Source organism: uncultured Chloroflexus sp. (assembly GCF_937129525.1).
In the GTDB taxonomy this organism is placed as follows: domain Bacteria; phylum Chloroflexota; class Chloroflexia; order Chloroflexales; family Chloroflexaceae; genus Chloroflexus.
The window spans coordinates 1-14,857 of the sequence record NZ_CAKZNK010000135.1 but is presented as its reverse complement, the minus strand read 5'-3'; the positions used below and the strand labels follow the sequence as shown (position 1 = coordinate 14,857).

At 56.7% G+C, this 14,857-nt stretch carries 15 protein-coding genes; 9 read left to right on the top strand and 6 right to left on the bottom strand.

The window, feature by feature from the left end; genetic code table 11:
* The first annotated feature begins 51 nt into the window (after positions 1 to 51).
* Positions 52 to 750, top strand: a complete 699-nt coding sequence (locus Q0650_RS16395) for a Yip1 family protein (protein ID WP_298820905.1) — start codon at positions 52 to 54, stop codon at positions 748 to 750.
* Between the two features lies 1 nt (position 751).
* Positions 752 to 1,498: a Yip1 family protein gene (locus tag Q0650_RS16390; RefSeq protein WP_298820902.1), complete on the top strand. Its 747-nt coding sequence runs from the start codon at positions 752 to 754 to the stop codon at positions 1,496 to 1,498.
* A gap of 29 nt (positions 1,499 to 1,527) precedes the next feature.
* On the opposite strand, the gene Q0650_RS16385 is transcribed toward Q0650_RS16390, so the two are convergent.
* Genes Q0650_RS16385 through Q0650_RS16375 form a run of 3 tightly spaced genes read right to left on the bottom strand, consistent with a single transcriptional unit; the run spans position 1,528 to position 3,463 of the window.
* Entirely contained in the window at positions 1,528 to 2,460 is a 933-nt protein-coding gene (locus Q0650_RS16385) for a polymer-forming cytoskeletal protein (protein WP_298820900.1), read from the bottom strand.
* A gap of 2 nt (positions 2,461 to 2,462) precedes the next feature.
* Positions 2,463 to 2,909, bottom strand: coding sequence for a hypothetical protein (locus tag Q0650_RS16380; protein ID WP_298820898.1), 447 nt, complete (start codon positions 2,907 to 2,909; stop codon positions 2,463 to 2,465).
* Positions 2,882 to 3,463 carry an RNA polymerase sigma factor gene (locus Q0650_RS16375; RefSeq protein ID WP_298820896.1) on the bottom strand — a complete coding sequence of 194 codons (582 nt, stop codon included), beginning with the start codon at positions 3,461 to 3,463 and terminating at the stop codon, positions 2,882 to 2,884. The genes Q0650_RS16380 and Q0650_RS16375 overlap by 28 nt, the downstream gene beginning before the upstream one ends.
* Before the next feature lie 152 nt (positions 3,464 to 3,615).
* On the opposite strand from Q0650_RS16375, the gene Q0650_RS16370 reads away from it, so the two are divergent.
* Complete coding sequence (locus Q0650_RS16370; RefSeq protein ID WP_298820894.1) at positions 3,616 to 3,870, top strand: hypothetical protein; 255 nt, start codon at positions 3,616 to 3,618, stop codon at positions 3,868 to 3,870.
* 68 nt (positions 3,871 to 3,938) lie between these two features.
* Here Q0650_RS16370 and Q0650_RS16365 read toward each other — a convergent pair whose 3' ends face one another.
* A complete protein-coding gene (locus tag Q0650_RS16365; RefSeq protein ID WP_298820892.1) occupies positions 3,939 to 5,216 on the bottom strand; it encodes an ABC transporter permease in 1,278 nt (425 codons plus the stop codon).
* A gap of 89 nt (positions 5,217 to 5,305) precedes the next feature.
* Here Q0650_RS16365 and scpB point away from each other — a divergent pair, with 89 nt between their 5' ends.
* From scpB to Q0650_RS16350, 3 genes are all read left to right on the top strand, one after another.
* Complete coding sequence (gene scpB / locus Q0650_RS16360; RefSeq protein WP_298820891.1) at positions 5,306 to 5,887, top strand: SMC-Scp complex subunit ScpB; 582 nt, start codon at positions 5,306 to 5,308, stop codon at positions 5,885 to 5,887.
* 468 nt (positions 5,888 to 6,355) lie between these two features.
* Positions 6,356 to 7,792: a chromosomal replication initiator protein DnaA gene (dnaA, locus tag Q0650_RS16355; protein WP_298820889.1), complete on the top strand. Its 1,437-nt coding sequence runs from the start codon at positions 6,356 to 6,358 to the stop codon at positions 7,790 to 7,792.
* A 126-nt stretch (positions 7,793 to 7,918) separates the two neighbouring features.
* Entirely contained in the window at positions 7,919 to 9,202 is a 1,284-nt protein-coding gene (locus Q0650_RS16350) for a glycosyltransferase family 39 protein (protein ID WP_298820887.1), read from the top strand.
* Positions 9,203 to 9,427: 225 nt separating this feature from the next.
* Here Q0650_RS16350 and Q0650_RS16345 read toward each other — a convergent pair whose 3' ends face one another.
* Entirely contained in the window at positions 9,428 to 10,831 is a 1,404-nt protein-coding gene (locus Q0650_RS16345; protein WP_298820886.1) for a S41 family peptidase, read from the bottom strand.
* Between the two features lie 147 nt (positions 10,832 to 10,978).
* Between Q0650_RS16345 and Q0650_RS16340 the strand changes: the two genes are divergently transcribed.
* From Q0650_RS16340 to Q0650_RS16330, 3 genes are all read left to right on the top strand, one after another.
* Positions 10,979 to 12,121, top strand: a complete 1,143-nt coding sequence (locus tag Q0650_RS16340) for a PLP-dependent aminotransferase family protein (RefSeq protein ID WP_298820884.1) — start codon at positions 10,979 to 10,981, stop codon at positions 12,119 to 12,121.
* A gap of 31 nt (positions 12,122 to 12,152) precedes the next feature.
* Positions 12,153 to 13,091 carry an RluA family pseudouridine synthase gene (locus Q0650_RS16335; RefSeq protein ID WP_298820882.1) on the top strand — a complete coding sequence of 313 codons (939 nt, stop codon included), beginning with the start codon at positions 12,153 to 12,155 and terminating at the stop codon, positions 13,089 to 13,091.
* Between the two features lie 140 nt (positions 13,092 to 13,231).
* Positions 13,232 to 13,753 carry a DUF3592 domain-containing protein gene (locus tag Q0650_RS16330; RefSeq protein WP_298820880.1) on the top strand — a complete coding sequence of 174 codons (522 nt, stop codon included), beginning with the start codon at positions 13,232 to 13,234 and terminating at the stop codon, positions 13,751 to 13,753.
* A gap of 98 nt (positions 13,754 to 13,851) precedes the next feature.
* On the opposite strand, the gene Q0650_RS16325 is transcribed toward Q0650_RS16330, so the two are convergent.
* A complete protein-coding gene (locus tag Q0650_RS16325; protein WP_298820878.1) occupies positions 13,852 to 14,421 on the bottom strand; it encodes a DUF3267 domain-containing protein in 570 nt (189 codons plus the stop codon).
* Between the last annotated feature and the right edge of the window lie 436 nt (positions 14,422 to 14,857).

Genomic DNA, 14,857 nt, shown 5'->3' with positions numbered 1-14,857 from the left:
ATCTTCGTAATCTGACGCGCATCATGACGAGCCGATCTGACAGGAATGGCTATGGAATCACTGAGTTATCTGTTTCGTCTTGGCAGTGCCGGTCTCTTTCTTGACATCAATACGTTTCGCGCGCAACGCGACAATCCTCACGCTCTGCGCGAGGGTTTTCTCCTCGTGTTGCTCATTGGAGTAGTTGTTGGCATCGCCAGCTTTATCGGCAATTTTCTGGCTACTTTGGCCACTCCCGATCCGGAAAACCTGCTGGCAATCATTCAGCGCGAAATAGAGCAAACCCCGTTTGTGACCGAACTACGGGAGTTGAATCCAGCGTTCAGTCTCGATCCACTCTTCGCGCAAATAACCGCCTTCGCGCGTTCGTTGCAGTGGAACGGATTGATCGGCGCAGTAACAACGCCCATCGTTTACCTCTTGAGCTGGCTGATCTACGGTGTGATTGCTCATCTCGCCGCGCGTTCGTTCGGTGGTGAGGGGACATTTGCCCAGACATTAGGATGCACTGCATTGGCCAGTGGCGCCAATCTCCTTGCGCTCGTTCAGATCGTTCCGTTTGCCCAGGTTTCCGGCGCGACACTGCTCGGTCTTATCGGTTGTTATATGGGTTTGCGCGTGGCGCACAATCTATCAGGGTGGCGCGCTTTTTGGGCTGCGCTGTTGGGGCCGATTCTACTGGGAGTGTTGCTCTTGGTGATAGGTTGTGGCGCGCTGGCGGTTCTCCTTGCCGCCGCGCAGGGGGGATAATATGTCGCTGATCGATACCTTCAATGGGGCATTAACGCTCAATCAGCGTGTTTTCGCCGAGATGCGTGACGATTCGAATGGCGTGCGCCGCGGCTTTCTGTTAATTCTGATGGTCGGGTTGCTGGTTGGCGCCATTCAAAGCGCCAGTCTGTTAATCAGCTCCGCTAATCCTGATCAAGTTTTAGCGGAAGTGCTGGCCGGCTACCGTCAATCGATTGAACAACAACGAGCCACTGCGACAACGCCTGAGCAGCGCGAGGTGCTACGCTGGCTTGAAGAGAGTGAAGATGAGCTGGCAAACATTGCGCGCGCAATTATAACGGCACCAACCATTTTGCCCCGGCCAGTCGTTTTGGTATTTCAAGCACTGGCGCAGACCGTCTCAACGCCGTTGACCTACTTGAGTGGCATGCTGCTGGCAGTCGTTTTGACCCACCTTGCCGCCCGGCAGCTTGGCGGCAAGGGGGGAATTCGCGCGATGGTTGCGGTCGGCTCGCTCTCGGTCGCGCCGCACGCGCTCGATGCGCTGACCTTCATCCCCGTTTTGAGTTTCCCGATCGCCTTGATCGCCTGGGGGTGGGGTTTGATAATCCTCATTACCGGCACGTCAGTGGTGCATCGGTTTGATAGCGGCAAGGCGACGCTGGCTGTTTTGCTTTATCCAAGTCTGTTGATTGTGTTGGGGATATTTTTGAGTTGCATTCTGATCTTTGCGTTAGTGGCATTAGTGGCAGGAGGTGGTAGTTAGAGCGGCTATGCCGCTAAATCATTGCTGGTCTATTCCGTTTGCCAGTTATCACGCCAGATCGGCAATGCGCCGCCACGGCTGATCAAGGCGGCGCCCAATCCCCAGCTTGCAATGGTATAGCCGACTATCAAAGCAACCTGAGGGGCAAACACACTTAAGAAGACCAGCGGTACCAGGATAACCAGCGCGCCAAAGGCCACAGCCAGTGGGGGTTTGAGCGCCCAGGCGGGTGGCCATGTGGCCGCGATGGCGCGCGCTACTCCGGTGAGGCCGATGGCGTAGGGAATCTGAAGTAGCACAATCAGTGGCAAGAGCAACATAAGTCCGGCCAGGCTCAGGGTTAGTAATCCGACTACGAAGGGCAATACCAGGATTGCCAGCGCAGTAGAGAGCATGCCGACCAGCGCGCTACGCAACGGTGCGGCGCGCAGTGTCCGCCCTATCCCGGCGGTGCGACGAGGCCAGATCAGGGTCAGCGCAACACAAAGAAACGTCGTGGCTAAGGCGCCAATCATGCCGCCGATTCCCGGCGGTAGCCAGCGCCGCGCTGTGGTTTGCCCGCTCAGCGTGCCAATCAGGGCCGCGGCTATCATTGAACCGGCCAGCGGTTCCTTGCCAATTACAGTGCCGTGAAGCTCAGCGCGGGCATCAACAATGACGCCGCCGGCAATTGAGAGGACGTTACCGGTCACTGTAGCGCCGGGGGCTAATTTGATCGTGCCGGTGTAACTGACCACATCACCGTGCACCACGCCATATATCGTGATCGATCCGGCCCAGCTTGTCACATCACCATCGACCGATCCAAAGATGACGATAGGTTGATCAAACGTAACCACGTGGCCGTGATGTTGTTCGCCGGCGGCGATAACGACCGACGCCGGGCCTTGCGCAGCTACCGGCGCAGGAACGACCAGCAAGACAAGCAAGATCACGATAATGTACAACCAGACTCGACGCATCGTTACCAAACCCTGGCCAGGGGCGCATCACTGATTAAGCGCCACCATAACCACCAGATGACGATCAATGCCACAAAGCCCGCTGCCCACCACCAGGCGCCGGCCAGCAAGAGATGCCAGAGGGGTTTGGCAATCAAGATGAGTGTCAGAACATAGCGACCGAAGCCGGTAGTTGGATCGCCAAACAGGGTAGCAGGGCCATTGCTATCAAAGCCTAATCCCCAGATCCCAAGCGCCAGCAATCCCAGTGGCACAGCCAGCCAGAGATGCCGCCATTTCCGGTGTCGCCGGGACGGAGTTGTCAAAAGCTGCCGCGCGATTCGCGCCGAGAGATCCGCCGGCGGCGCTACCAGTTGTGGCTCACCCCAGCGCGCCAGCAGCGCGCGCGTTTCAGCCTCGATTGTGGCTAACTCATCATCGGTTAGCTCATTATCCCCTCTACGTTCCATAACTCCTCCTCGGCTGCCAACGCCTCTTGCAACATCTTGCGGGCTCGATGGAGCCGCGTCTTTACCGTTGCCTCGGTTAAATCGAGAACAGCGCCAATTTCATCGTATGATAGATCATGCCAGTAACGTAGCACGGTCACAGCGCGATAGATTTCGGGTAGCTGTTGTAATGCGCGCTGCACAATTTCGCGACTGGCGCGTTGCATCATACTTCGTTCCGGCCCCGGTTGCGTGCTGGGCAACCAGAAGGCAACATCTTCCAGAGTTAACCAGTTGAAGCGGCGTCGGCGCAGACGGTCAATACAATAGTTAGAACCGATAGTCAGGAGCCAGGTGACCAGTCGGCGTGATGAATCGTAGCTCTTGAGATTGCGAAAGGCGCGCAGGAATACTTCCTGTACTGCGTCTTCAGCCTCGTATGGATCGCCGAGCATGCGATAAGCCTGATTATACAAGACACCGGTGTATCGTTGTACAATCGTGGCGCATGCTGATTGATCGCCTGCGCAAGCGCGGGCGACAAGCTCAACCTCATCGGGTTGTGGGTCGCTCACAAGCGCTCCTTACACTATCCTTAAGTAGATACGTGCTGCTACCATAAAACGTTACACAATCCACGAACTTGCAAGAGCAAGCAGGTTCGTGTACCATCATTGTGATGCGGCTGTCATTTTCGGATGCCGTTGTCAATTCGCTGGAGGATGCTGTGGCCGCTAATATCAATCGTGAACAAATTCGTGTTGCTCTGGCTGAGACCGATCCGGCTGTGAGCTTTTACCTCGATTTGAGTTCTGGTGAGGTGTTGCGCGTTCCCGACACCGATCCGAGCGCCGAGGCCGAAGCGCTGCGCAATCAGGTGATGGAAGGATATGGTGACCGTTTCCGCTACATTCCCGGTGGGAAAGCAAACCCTACCGACAGTGATGTCCAGGAATGGTTAGAGGCGGAAGGGTTAGCATGAGCTTTCGCGCGGCAGGGCAAGAGGCATAGTGTCTCTCTTGCCCCTGCTCCAAACCTCTTCACCGCCCATCACTGCTTTTCGTAAGGTTTACCCACCGCAGCCGGGCCAACTGCCCGACCTATCAGTCCGGCCAGAACGATCATCGTTACCACGTAGGGAGTGATTTGCAGGAATTGAACCGGCACCGGCCCACCCAAAACCTGCACCTGCAAGATCTGGAATCTCGTTCCTAAAGCTTCGGCAAAGCCAAACAGCATTGCGCCGCCAAAGGCGCCAAATGGCATCCACTTGCCGAAGATCATTGCTGCCAGCGCGATGAATCCTTTGCCGGCAGTCATACCATCGTCAAACTGACCGACCGTTTCGAGCGAAAACCATGCCCCACCTAATCCGGCAATGCATCCGCTGATGAAGACGTTGATGTAGCGTGTCCGATTGACGGCGATCCCCACCGTATCAGCAGCCTTGGGATTTTCACCAACGGCCCGTGTGCGCAAACCCCAGCGGGTCATAAACATCACCATGTGCGTTGCAATGACCAGCAGCAGCATCGCAAAGAAGATAGGTTTGCCGCCAAAAATTAAGGTGCCGATGAGTGGAATCGCTTCAAGGGAACGGGCGAGATCGGGCAAGCCGGCTTCGGCAATCATCCCTGACAACGAGGGGAGCGTCACTCGACCGCCGCCTTCGACGACAATGTATTGTCGGCGCAGGTAACCGGTAACTCCAATGGCCAGAATATTGATCACCGTACCACTGATGATCTGGTCGGTGCGAAATGAGATCGAGAGCGCGCCATGCAAGAGCGCTATGATGCCACCGACCACAACGGCGCTCAGCACGCCGACCCAGATGTTCCCGGTGAAGATGAAGAAGGCAAAGCCAAATGCGGCCCCCATCAACATCATGCCTTCGATTGCGATATTGATCACACCGGAACGTTCGGCCCAAATCCCGGCCAGCGCGCCCAGGGCTAGCGGCGTTCCCAGCCGGAGTGACTCGCTCAGCATAACGGTGGCATTCGTCTGTTTGCCGGCTGCTGCCCAGATCAAGATTGCGGGAAATAACAGGACTGCGCTCGTCCACAACAAGCCATCAGCCCAACGTTGCGCGCGATTGCTCAACCCCAAGGCTCCACCAATCAGCGCAATCAAGCCGATGACTGTCAGACTCCAGGCGGTAGGAAAACTAATCACCGGCTGCGGCACAGCCAGCGCAATTCGGGTAACGACCGTATCGCCAGCCAGCGCTTGTGGCGCATAGTTAAACAGCATTAACAGACCCAGAAGGGTGAAGAAGCTGGCAATTACTTGTCGACGGGTGATGCCGCGACGGCGTTCGCTCATTGACAACGTCCTTTCCTGCTCGCACTTGCAGCCGATATGATACCATAAGCGTTAAACAATTGATAGCCAGAGGCGACAGAAAACAACGCATGAGCGAAGCAGAATCTTTTTCATCGATAACTCCAACCGGCTCGCCAGATCAGCCGGCCCTTTTTCCTGATACAGCGCCACCTTCGTTGTTGCAGTTGATTGAGGCGGTGCTCTTTATTGCCGGTGAGCCGGTCACAGTAGAGCAATTGGCTCGCGCGCTCGAAGCGCCTCCTGAACAGGTGGCGGCAGCGCTCGATGAGTTAAGCGCAAGTTATAGTCAGCGCGGTATTCGCCTTCAACGTCACGGCGATCAGATGATGCTGGTGAGCGCTCCCGAAGCGGCGCCGGTCATTCGCCGATTTCTCGGCGCTCAGTCAGGCCATCGCCTCTCAAATGCAGCGCTCGAGACGCTGGCAATTATTGCCTACCGGCAGCCGATTACGCGCGCCCAGATCGATGCTATCCGCGGTGTTGATAGTAGCGCCGCGTTGCGCGCGCTGCTCGCGCGCGATCTAATTTGTGAGGCCGGTCGTCTCGAGACGCTAGGTCGTCCGATCCTTTATGCCACAACGGCGACCTTTCTCCAACAATTTGGTTTAACCAGTCTGTCCGATCTCCCTCCAGTTGATTTGCCAGAATGACAGCAGGTCATCACGTTTATCGGCCTGATGCTATCCACTCTCTTCTCCCCGTCTGTCCACGCATTATCCACATGTCAGACGAGGGTGTCTTACTGCCGGCACAGGAGGCGGTCAGCGCACACTGATGCGCTCAAACGAAGTTCATGGATCGATGGTTGCCAAATGTTATCCACATTTTTCCACAATCGATTGTCAACATAATACAGTCTTCATCTCGCCAAGATCACAAGAATCAGCCCCCTACCACAAGGTATCACTATAAGAAACATTTATAGATTTCTCGTATTATGTTGCTTGAAATGTGAGAATAGATCGAGTATGATTGCATCACGTCAATTGAAGACTTGCTGTCCGCTTTCGCCACGCGCGTAATTTTTTAACGCCCAAGCAAGCGTTGCCGCTCCCGCGTTTCGGCGCGGGTGCTTCATTATGTGCGTTACGGCCAGGCGGCTCGCAAGGAGGCGCAGCGTGAATCTAAATCAAATTTGGAAAGCAACTCTAACTGCCCTTCAATCGCAAACGTCTCGTCAGGATTATGAGACTCTGTTGCGCTCGGCTACCCTGTTGTCGCTTGATAATGGTGTGGCTCGAATCGGCGTCTCTTCACCGACACAAAAGGAAGGGCTGGAAAATCGCCTGTTGATGCCGTTGCGCAATGCCCTAACGCGGGTCGTTGGCTATTCAGTGCATGTGCAAGTGCTTATTGCCAATCAATCATTGCGTCCCGAACTTATCACTGCCTCGGTGCCCGGTTCGCGGCTGGCGGTTGAGCCAGAGCCGACGGTCGCCGAGTCGCCGACGCCGACGTTTGCTCCTGGTCATAGCGCTGGTGAACGGGCTGTGCAGCTCGATCTGGCCAGCGCTATGCGTTCAGGGATGCTGAATCCGCGATATACCTTTGCCAGCTTTATTGTTGGTTCTAGCAATCGGCTTGCGCACGCCGCCTGTCTGGCCGTGGCTGATAATCCCGGTCAGGCGTATAATCCGCTCTTCCTGTACGGAGGGGTTGGTTTGGGAAAGACCCACCTGCTCCACGCCATTGGTAATCGTGTTCTCGACCGTGACCCCGAAATCAATGTGCTTTATGTCTCTTCTGAAAAGTTTACCAATGATTTGATTAACGCCATTCGTCGCCAGCAGACCGAAGAGTTCCGCATGCGTTACCGGAATATCGATGTGCTGCTGATTGACGATATTCAATTTATCGCCGGCAAAGACGCGACCCAGGAAGAGTTCTTCCATACCTTCAATACTCTCCATTCCGCGGCCAAGCATATTGTGATCAGTTCGGATCGTCCCCCGAAGGCGATTTTGACCCTCGAAGAGCGGTTGCGGTCGCGCTTTGAGTGGGGGTTGATCGTCGATGTTCAGCCGCCCGATCTCGAAACCCGCACCGCAATTCTGCGCGCGAAAGCTGAACAGATGAGCGTGTACATTCCCGATGAGGTGATTGATTTTCTCGCTCACAAGATTCAGAGCAATATCCGCGAGCTGGAGGGGAGTCTCAATCGGGTGGCAGCCTACGCCGAACTTAACCGGCTGCCGATTACCATCGATACCGCTACCGCCGCGCTGGCCGATCTGTTGGGGAATCAGCGCCGTCGTCGGGTGAGTGCTGAGGCCATTTTGCAGGTGGTGAGCGAGCATTACGGCATCGAGGTGGAGCAGTTGCGCGCCCGCAATCGCTCGCGTCACGTGGTGGTACCGCGTCAGGTGGCTATGTATCTGCTGCGCGAAGAGACTGAAAGTTCGCTGGTTGACATCGGTAATTTGCTCGGTGGACGCGATCACACGACGGTGATGTATGGCTGCGAGAAGATTGCCGAGGAGATTAATACCGATAGCCATTTGCGCAGCGAGGTGATGGCGATTCGCGAACGGATTCAAATGATGCGCGGTCTGTAAGCTGTCCAGGCTGTGTGCCGATTGTAGCGATTGTCATGACTGAATGCCGCCGTGACCGACAAGAACGGTGTGGCGTGATGCCGGGGTGACGCAGTGCGTCGCCCTGTTTGTGTTGGAGCAGATGCCTTGAAATCGATAACGCGGATTGACCGTCTCTTGTGGGTGATGACCCTGGCCGGATTCGTTATCCGGGTTGCAGCGATCCTGGTGCTCAATGATTATCAGGCGCCGCTGACTGCTGAATACGGGATTGTCGCCGCCAATCTGGTGGCCGGAAAGGGCTTTAGTGGTGGCGGCTGGTTGGGGCCTGAACAACCAACTGCGCTCAATACCCCACTTTACCCGCTGTTCCTTGCGTTCTGGCTGTGGATCGAGATCCCGTTGCCGTTTCTCGCTGTTGAAGTGGCGCAGGCGTTGCTCTCGGCGCTGGTCATCTATCTGATTGGGAAGATTGCCACATCTATGATCAATCCGATGGTCGGCCTGCTATCCGCTGGACTGACGACGGTTTACCCGCCGTTGATCTACTTCTGCAAGCAGATCTCACCGGCCATCATGACAACATTTTTCACCGCGTTGACCTTCTATGTCATCGTTCTCTTCTTTGCCCAACCGACCTGCAGGCGTGCCGTCCTCGTCGGTGTAGTGTGGGGTGTCGGGTTGCTGGCCGAGCCGATTCTGCTCGCTGCGGCGCCGGGTGTTGGCTTGATCTACTGGCTGCGCCAATCGTCTGCTGCGCGGCGACGCAGCGCTCTCCTGCTTGCCGGGAGCCTGTTGCTGGCTATCGCTATTGTGTTCCCCTGGACGGCGCGTAACTATCTGGTGTTTAACCGCTTTGTGCCACTCAAGACCTCGTTCGGCCTCAATTTCTGGATGGGGAACAATCCAAACGCGACCGGTTTCCTCTACACGATGAGCGGGACGCCTATGCCGGAAACGCTTGCGCCTGAGCAAAGAGACTATCTCGCTTCACTCAATGAGGCTGAACGGTACGCGGTCTTGCAACACGAAGCGCTGGCCTGGATTGCCGCGCATCCTGATCGGTTCCTCGAATTGACCATCAAGCGGCTCGGTTATCTCTGGCTGATTTCACCAACATATCAGGTAACCGGCGAACATATTGTCGAGCCGGGCTATTTCTATCTCGCTCGCTCGCTTATTCAGATTCTGTTGCTGATATTGGCCTTGATCGGCGCCGGATTGGTCTACCGTCATCATCGTCACGCGCTCTTGATCTGCTTGTGGTGGCTGCTGGCGTTTACCCTTCCCTATGCCATTTCTGTGGCCGGCAACACGCGCTACCGCCTTCCGGTCGAGCCGATCCTGCTCATCCTGGCAGCGATTGCCTGCCAGGCTGCGCTCGTCCGATCAGGTCTGGACAGGCGCATCATGCAGGCGCGTCAGGTCTGACTGCGTTCACGCAAGAGTTGAATGGCAGCCTGCAACTGGGGATCTGCGGCGGGTGGAGCGCGCCACCATGCTGTGGCCAACCCCTTCGATCAGAGTGCAGTCGGGCCGAGAAGTAAAGCCGCGCTACCGCCTTCTGGTTGAGCCGATCCTGCGCGTCCTGGGAGCGATTGCCTGCCAGTCTGCGCTCGTCCGATCAGGTCTGGACAGGCGCATTATGCAGGCGCGTCAGGTCTGACTGCGCTCACGCAAGAGTTGAATGGCAGCCTGCAACTGGGGATCTGCGGCGGGCGGAAAGCGCCACCATTCTGCGGCCAATAACACATCCGGCGCCACGCCGACGCCTTCGATCAGGGTACCGTCGGGTAACTGATAGGCGACTTCCGCCAGCAGCAGGCGTGAACCGTCGCTAAAATCGTAACCGTAGAGATTCTCGGTGTTGCCTGCCGATGGTACACCGACAATCGTGGCTTGCCGGAGCAGTCGCATTCCGGCGGCAAACATTTCGGCGGCGCTGGCCGTCTCTTCACCAATCAGCACGACCAGCGGGATATTAGTCAGCGCAGGGATGGTTTGTCCACGCGGAATGCGCTGCTCTTCCCGATCCCGTCGGCCAACCGATGCGCCGATGCTCCCGCCGTCGTGGAAGAGGGCAATGATATTGCGCATCACGTGGATGTAGCCGCCACTATTGTCACGCACATCGATGATCAGGCCGCGCACCGGCCCACCGGCGAGCAAAGTGTTGAGGGCGTCGCGGGCCTGTGTGTCGGCATTGTCAACATAAAAACTGGGGATAGTGAGCAGCGCAATATCATCGCTCAGGCGCTCGGCGGTGATCCGGTTAAAGATGGCGATGTCGATCACTGCCCGCATCACCTCAATCTCTCTTGGTGGTTCATTCCCTCGCTTAATGGTGAGGAGCACGCTGGTGCCGGGGATGCCGCGCACTGCGCCAATTGCGCCTTCAGGTCCAAATGCCTCCGGATCGTTAAACGGGATTCCATTGACGGCGACGATCACATCGCGTGGTAAGATACCGGCCTGATCGGCTGGACCGCCGGGCACGACGCGCGTGATCAACCCACCCTCATCAATCGTTCGCACGCTGACGCCGATGCCGCCATATTGAAGCTGACCGCGCGCTTCGGCAATCTGCGCCGCTACTTCCTGTGGTGACTCGAAGCGCGAATGTTCGTCGCCAAGTCGCGCAATCATGTCGCGCATAATGGCATAGAAATCTGCCGGGTTTGTCGCAGCGGCGACCTGAGGTTCCAGTTCAGCGCGCACGGCTTGCCAGTCGAGACCGTTGTAATCTTCATACAGATAGTTGTCGCGCACCGTTTCCCATACCTGCCGAAAGATTCGTAATCGTTCTTCCTGGCTCAGCGGCGCCAGGGTTGGCGTGGGGGCAATGGTAGCGACCGGCACGACCGGCGTGGCAGGGGGAACGGGCGTGTTTGCCGTCTCGCCAGTCGGTGCCGGTGTGACTGAGGGGAGCGGGATGCGGGTGGCTGGCGCAGCCGGACGACTATAGCCGGTTGAGTCGGTGTTAGCCTCGCTCTGTAAAAAGGTGCAGCCGGTAATGGCCAGTGTTGCAATCAGGATGAGAATGATCCGTAAGCGTTGCATAGCGTTATCTATCAGTAGCCCAATAGTCGGGTTTGGTTCGTAGCGAATTGCTCCTCAACAGTATGATACCATTAGCGTTATGTGTGCTCTGTGAGAGCTTGCTAAGGAAATAGCGGGTTTGTGGCTGTCAATAAAGAGAGCGTATGTATGCTGCCAGACATTCAATTCGTACAACGACCCGGTATTATCGAATTTGGTTGGGGTCATCTGGCTGCCGAATTGTTGCCCGATACCGAGTTACTGCACGCTGCAACGTGGGTGCTGTCGCGCGATGCGTATCCGGCGCTAACCTACGGTTTTGCCCAGGGACCGGGTCGCTTGCTGGCGTTGCTGGCTGAGCGGCTGGCCGTGCCAGAGACCGAATTGATGATTACTGGCGGCACGTCACAGGCTCTCGACATGCTTTGCAAGCAATTGACGAAACCGGGTGATGTCGTCCTGGTTGAAGCGCCCACATACCATCTGGCTCTCCGCATTTTTCGTGATTATGGTCTGCGTTTTGTGACCGTGCCCGGCGATCAACAGGGGTTGCACGTGACGGCTGTAACCACCCTGGTGAAGATGTTGCGCAGTCGTGGCGAGCGGGTTGCCTTTCTCTACCTGGTGCCGAGCTTTAACAATCCGAGTGGGGTGACGCTCAATGCCGAGCGGCGCGCTGAGCTGGCGCGGCTGGCGCTGGCGTTGGATCTGACCGTGATCGAAGACGAGGCTTACGCTGAATTGTGGTACGATGCGCCGCCGCCGCCGCCGATTGCCAGTTTTGCTCCTGGTGGGTCGTTGATCCGCTTGGGCAGCTTTGCCAAAGTGCTTGCGCCTGGATTACGCCTGGGGTGGATGCAGGCTCCAGCTTCGCTTATTCAACGCTGTGTTCATGCCGGTATGCTTGACAGTGGCGGCGGAGTAAACCATTTCACTGCCCACGTAGTATGGGCTTTGTTGCAAGCCGGTGACTTTGAACCACACGTGCTACATCTGCGCGCTGCGTTGCGCGCGCGTCGCGATACGTTGCTGGCAGCGTTGGCTCGCGCGATGCCTGCCGGCGTAACGTGGCGACCTCCGCTGGGTGGTTTTTTTGTCTGGCTGCGCGCTCCGTCAACAATCGATACCACGGCGCTGCTGACTCACGCGGAAGCTGCCGGTGTCTCTTACATCCCCGGTGAGCGGTTTTACGCCGGTGGTGGCGGTAGAAACGAATTGCGCCTGGCCTTCTCAATGTTGCCGCCTGATGACCTGGTTGAAGGGGCGCGCCGTCTAGGACAGGTGTTGAAACAGGCATTGCAGCGCGCGTAGCGTGAGTGTTGGCAAATGAGAGATAGCTTCCATGCTGGCAGATGTCAATCCTAATCCGGCCACCATTTCATTGCCGTTAGCGACTGCTGACGCCGGTCGCGCGCTGGGTGAGATTGCCGCCGAACGATTGGGAGACCTCGGCGCTCAAGCGGCAGCGCGTGGTGGCCTCTGGATCGGGCAGCGGCGCGTGACACCCGATACCCTCGCGTTGCCGGGTGAAACGTTGCTGGTGCGTCTGCCGCCGGCTCGTGGCTATTGCGATGCGCCGCTTACACTTTCCCATATCGTCTACGAAGACGAAGACCTGCTGGTGATCAACAAGCCTCCCGCCTGTTATGTCGGTGATACGCCGTGGGACACCCGCGGTCATGCGCTGGCCGTCATGTCACGTTTGCTCACGGCGCGCGATGGTCAGGCGCCAACGTTGCATCTTGCCCATCAACTCGATTTCGGCACCTCGGGTCTATTAGTGATCAGCAAGCATCCGCGCGCCAATGCGCCGCTGCAAGCAGCCTTTAGTCGTGGTCAGGTCGTTAAGCGGTATCTGGCCCTCTGTTCCGGTAGGGTGCCCGCTACCGTTGAACTTATTACCGGTCATGGCCGTTCAGCCGGTGGGCGCTGGCGGCTTTACGATCAGGCAGAGATTGGGCGAATGCTGCCCGATGGTCAGCGCGTTAAGCGGGCGCATACGCGCATCGTCTTGCGTCGCCAGTATGCTGCGGCTGCGCTCGTCTGGGCCATTCCATTGACCGGGCGCACCCACCAGATTCGGCTCCATCTGGCGGCGCTCGGTTGCCCGATCCTCGGTGATGACCGTTATGGTGGACTGATGACTGTTGCCGATGTGACGCTCTCTCACCCTCTGTTGCATGCGGCGGAACTGACTCTACCTCATCCGCGTGATGGTCAAGTGATCCAACTCTTCTGTCCGCCACCCTCATCGTTTCTTGCCGTTGCCAGTCGTCTCTAAACTGGCTCATCATTACGAACCGATGTTCTGCCGACTTTCGCGGTAACGCTCGTTTTATGTATTGACAGTGCCCGATCGGGTGACTACACTGCTATCATCGGCGAGTCGTATCCATAACGTAACCAGGCGGGGATTGCGGCATGAAAGTGCGATTCAAAAATCCATTATCTCAGTTCATCTTCAGTTTCATTACCATCCCGGTTGGCGTGGCAATGCTGATATTCGGTAACTGGTGGCATAGCCAGAACCAAGCATTCGTTGACATTGCTCAACCTGCTACCGGTCGCGTAGTAGAGCTGGTAGCAGAAACCCGTCGCAACAATGAAGGCCGTCAGGCAACCTACTACTATCCGGTTATCGCATTTACGGCTATAGACGGAACAGCAATGCAGGTGAAAAGCTCGACCGGATCGAATCCGCCGTCGCATCGGGTCGGCGATACCGTGTCGATTCTGTACAATCCCCAAAACCCTGCGGAGATGCACGAAAACTCCTTCTGGAGTTTATGGTTTCCCTCCTACCTGATCCTCGGTTTTGGCGGCCTGTTTCTCCTGGTCGGTGTATCAATGGCAATCAACGGCCTGCTATGGATGATTGGCACTGTCGGACTCCTCGGCTTTTTGATCCAGATGTGGCGGCGCAACCGGTCATCTGGCGGCTAACCGGGGATCCGTTCCGCATCGAGAGGCGGGCAAATCGGTTTCGACCTCATTGCTTCCAACCGCGCGCAGCAGATTACTATCTGATGCAATCAGCGCCTTTATCGCGAATGACCGGTAATCGGCAGCAGCACCTCACAACCGGCGCGTGATGGATGATCGGCCACCATGGCGTAGACAGGATCGTTGCGGATCAGCCACAGAATCAACAGATCGCCGCCGGCAGCAAACAGAAACAGCGCGCCAAAGGTGGTGAAAGCCGGCAGGTTGCCGATAATCCCGATCAAGGCCGGCGCGACACCTAGCCCAAGCGCCGGTAACGCTGTGCCAAAGCGATAGGCGTTAATCGAGAGTGGTTGACGAGTATGGGCATAAGGTGAGAGCGTTTGCCGATCGATCCCGAAGGAGATGACGCCTGGCGGTAAGCGTCCGGCAAGCATCCAGCCGATGGCGTGCAATCCTTCGTGAACGGCGATCCCAACCACGACTGCGATCCACCACCACAGCGAACCGAGCGAGTCGAGCAGGCCGCTAGCCCCTTGAAACCAGATATGCGCTACAACCACCACCAGCGCCGGCGCCAACCCGAAGAGCGATCCTCTAAGATTGGCATCGCTAAGCGAAACTGACCGATCCACGCGCTCAAAGGCGATGTCATTGTTTAGTGTCATGTCGTGTCTTCTCCACATATGATGAACGCATACCAATCAAACATACTGCTTACTCATTGTACGCTATTGCTTAGATGAAGGTTATGCGCGTACAGGCAACTGTAACCGGCATTGTTTTGGTATTTGCGCGCCGAGATGCAATTGCGCCGAACGGCTTGCGGGCAAGATAGTTGCGAAATGCCAATCCTCTTGCTTGCGCGACACAGTGAGGCGATGTCGTTGCGGCGGGATTGCAAATGGTGTTCTGATAAGAATTGTACGTACAGTCTAGATGAGCGCTTGCCGGCCTGCGCGATTGGTATTGCGCGAGAGGGAAAGCTGGCGGCCAGCATACTTTATTCTTTCGCTTGCTATGATAAGATGCAAGCGCATTGAGCCAATTATCTGACCATGAGCGAGGAGCATTCGATGAATCAGTCTGCCGAATTTCCACGTT

Coding starts and splice junctions, on each gene's coding strand:
- Q0650_RS16395 (WP_298820905.1), top strand. CDS start 52: ATGGAATCACTGAGTTATCTGTTTCGTCTTGGCAGTGCCGGTCTCTTT.
- Q0650_RS16390 (WP_298820902.1), top strand. CDS start 752: ATGTCGCTGATCGATACCTTCAATGGGGCATTAACGCTCAATCAGCGT.
- Q0650_RS16385 (WP_298820900.1), bottom strand. CDS start 2,460: ATGCGTCGAGTCTGGTTGTACATTATCGTGATCTTGCTTGTCTTGCTG.
- Q0650_RS16380 (WP_298820898.1), bottom strand. CDS start 2,909: ATGGAACGTAGAGGGGATAATGAGCTAACCGATGATGAGTTAGCCACA.
- Q0650_RS16365 (WP_298820892.1), bottom strand. CDS start 5,216: ATGAGCGAACGCCGTCGCGGCATCACCCGTCGACAAGTAATTGCCAGC.
- scpB (WP_298820891.1), top strand. CDS start 5,306: ATGAGCGAAGCAGAATCTTTTTCATCGATAACTCCAACCGGCTCGCCA.
- Q0650_RS16345 (WP_298820886.1), bottom strand. CDS start 10,831: ATGCAACGCTTACGGATCATTCTCATCCTGATTGCAACACTGGCCATT.
- Q0650_RS16340 (WP_298820884.1), top strand. CDS start 10,979: ATGCTGCCAGACATTCAATTCGTACAACGACCCGGTATTATCGAATTT.
- Q0650_RS16335 (WP_298820882.1), top strand. CDS start 12,153: ATGCTGGCAGATGTCAATCCTAATCCGGCCACCATTTCATTGCCGTTA.
- Q0650_RS16330 (WP_298820880.1), top strand. CDS start 13,232: ATGAAAGTGCGATTCAAAAATCCATTATCTCAGTTCATCTTCAGTTTC.
- Q0650_RS16325 (WP_298820878.1), bottom strand. CDS start 14,421: ATGACACTAAACAATGACATCGCCTTTGAGCGCGTGGATCGGTCAGTT.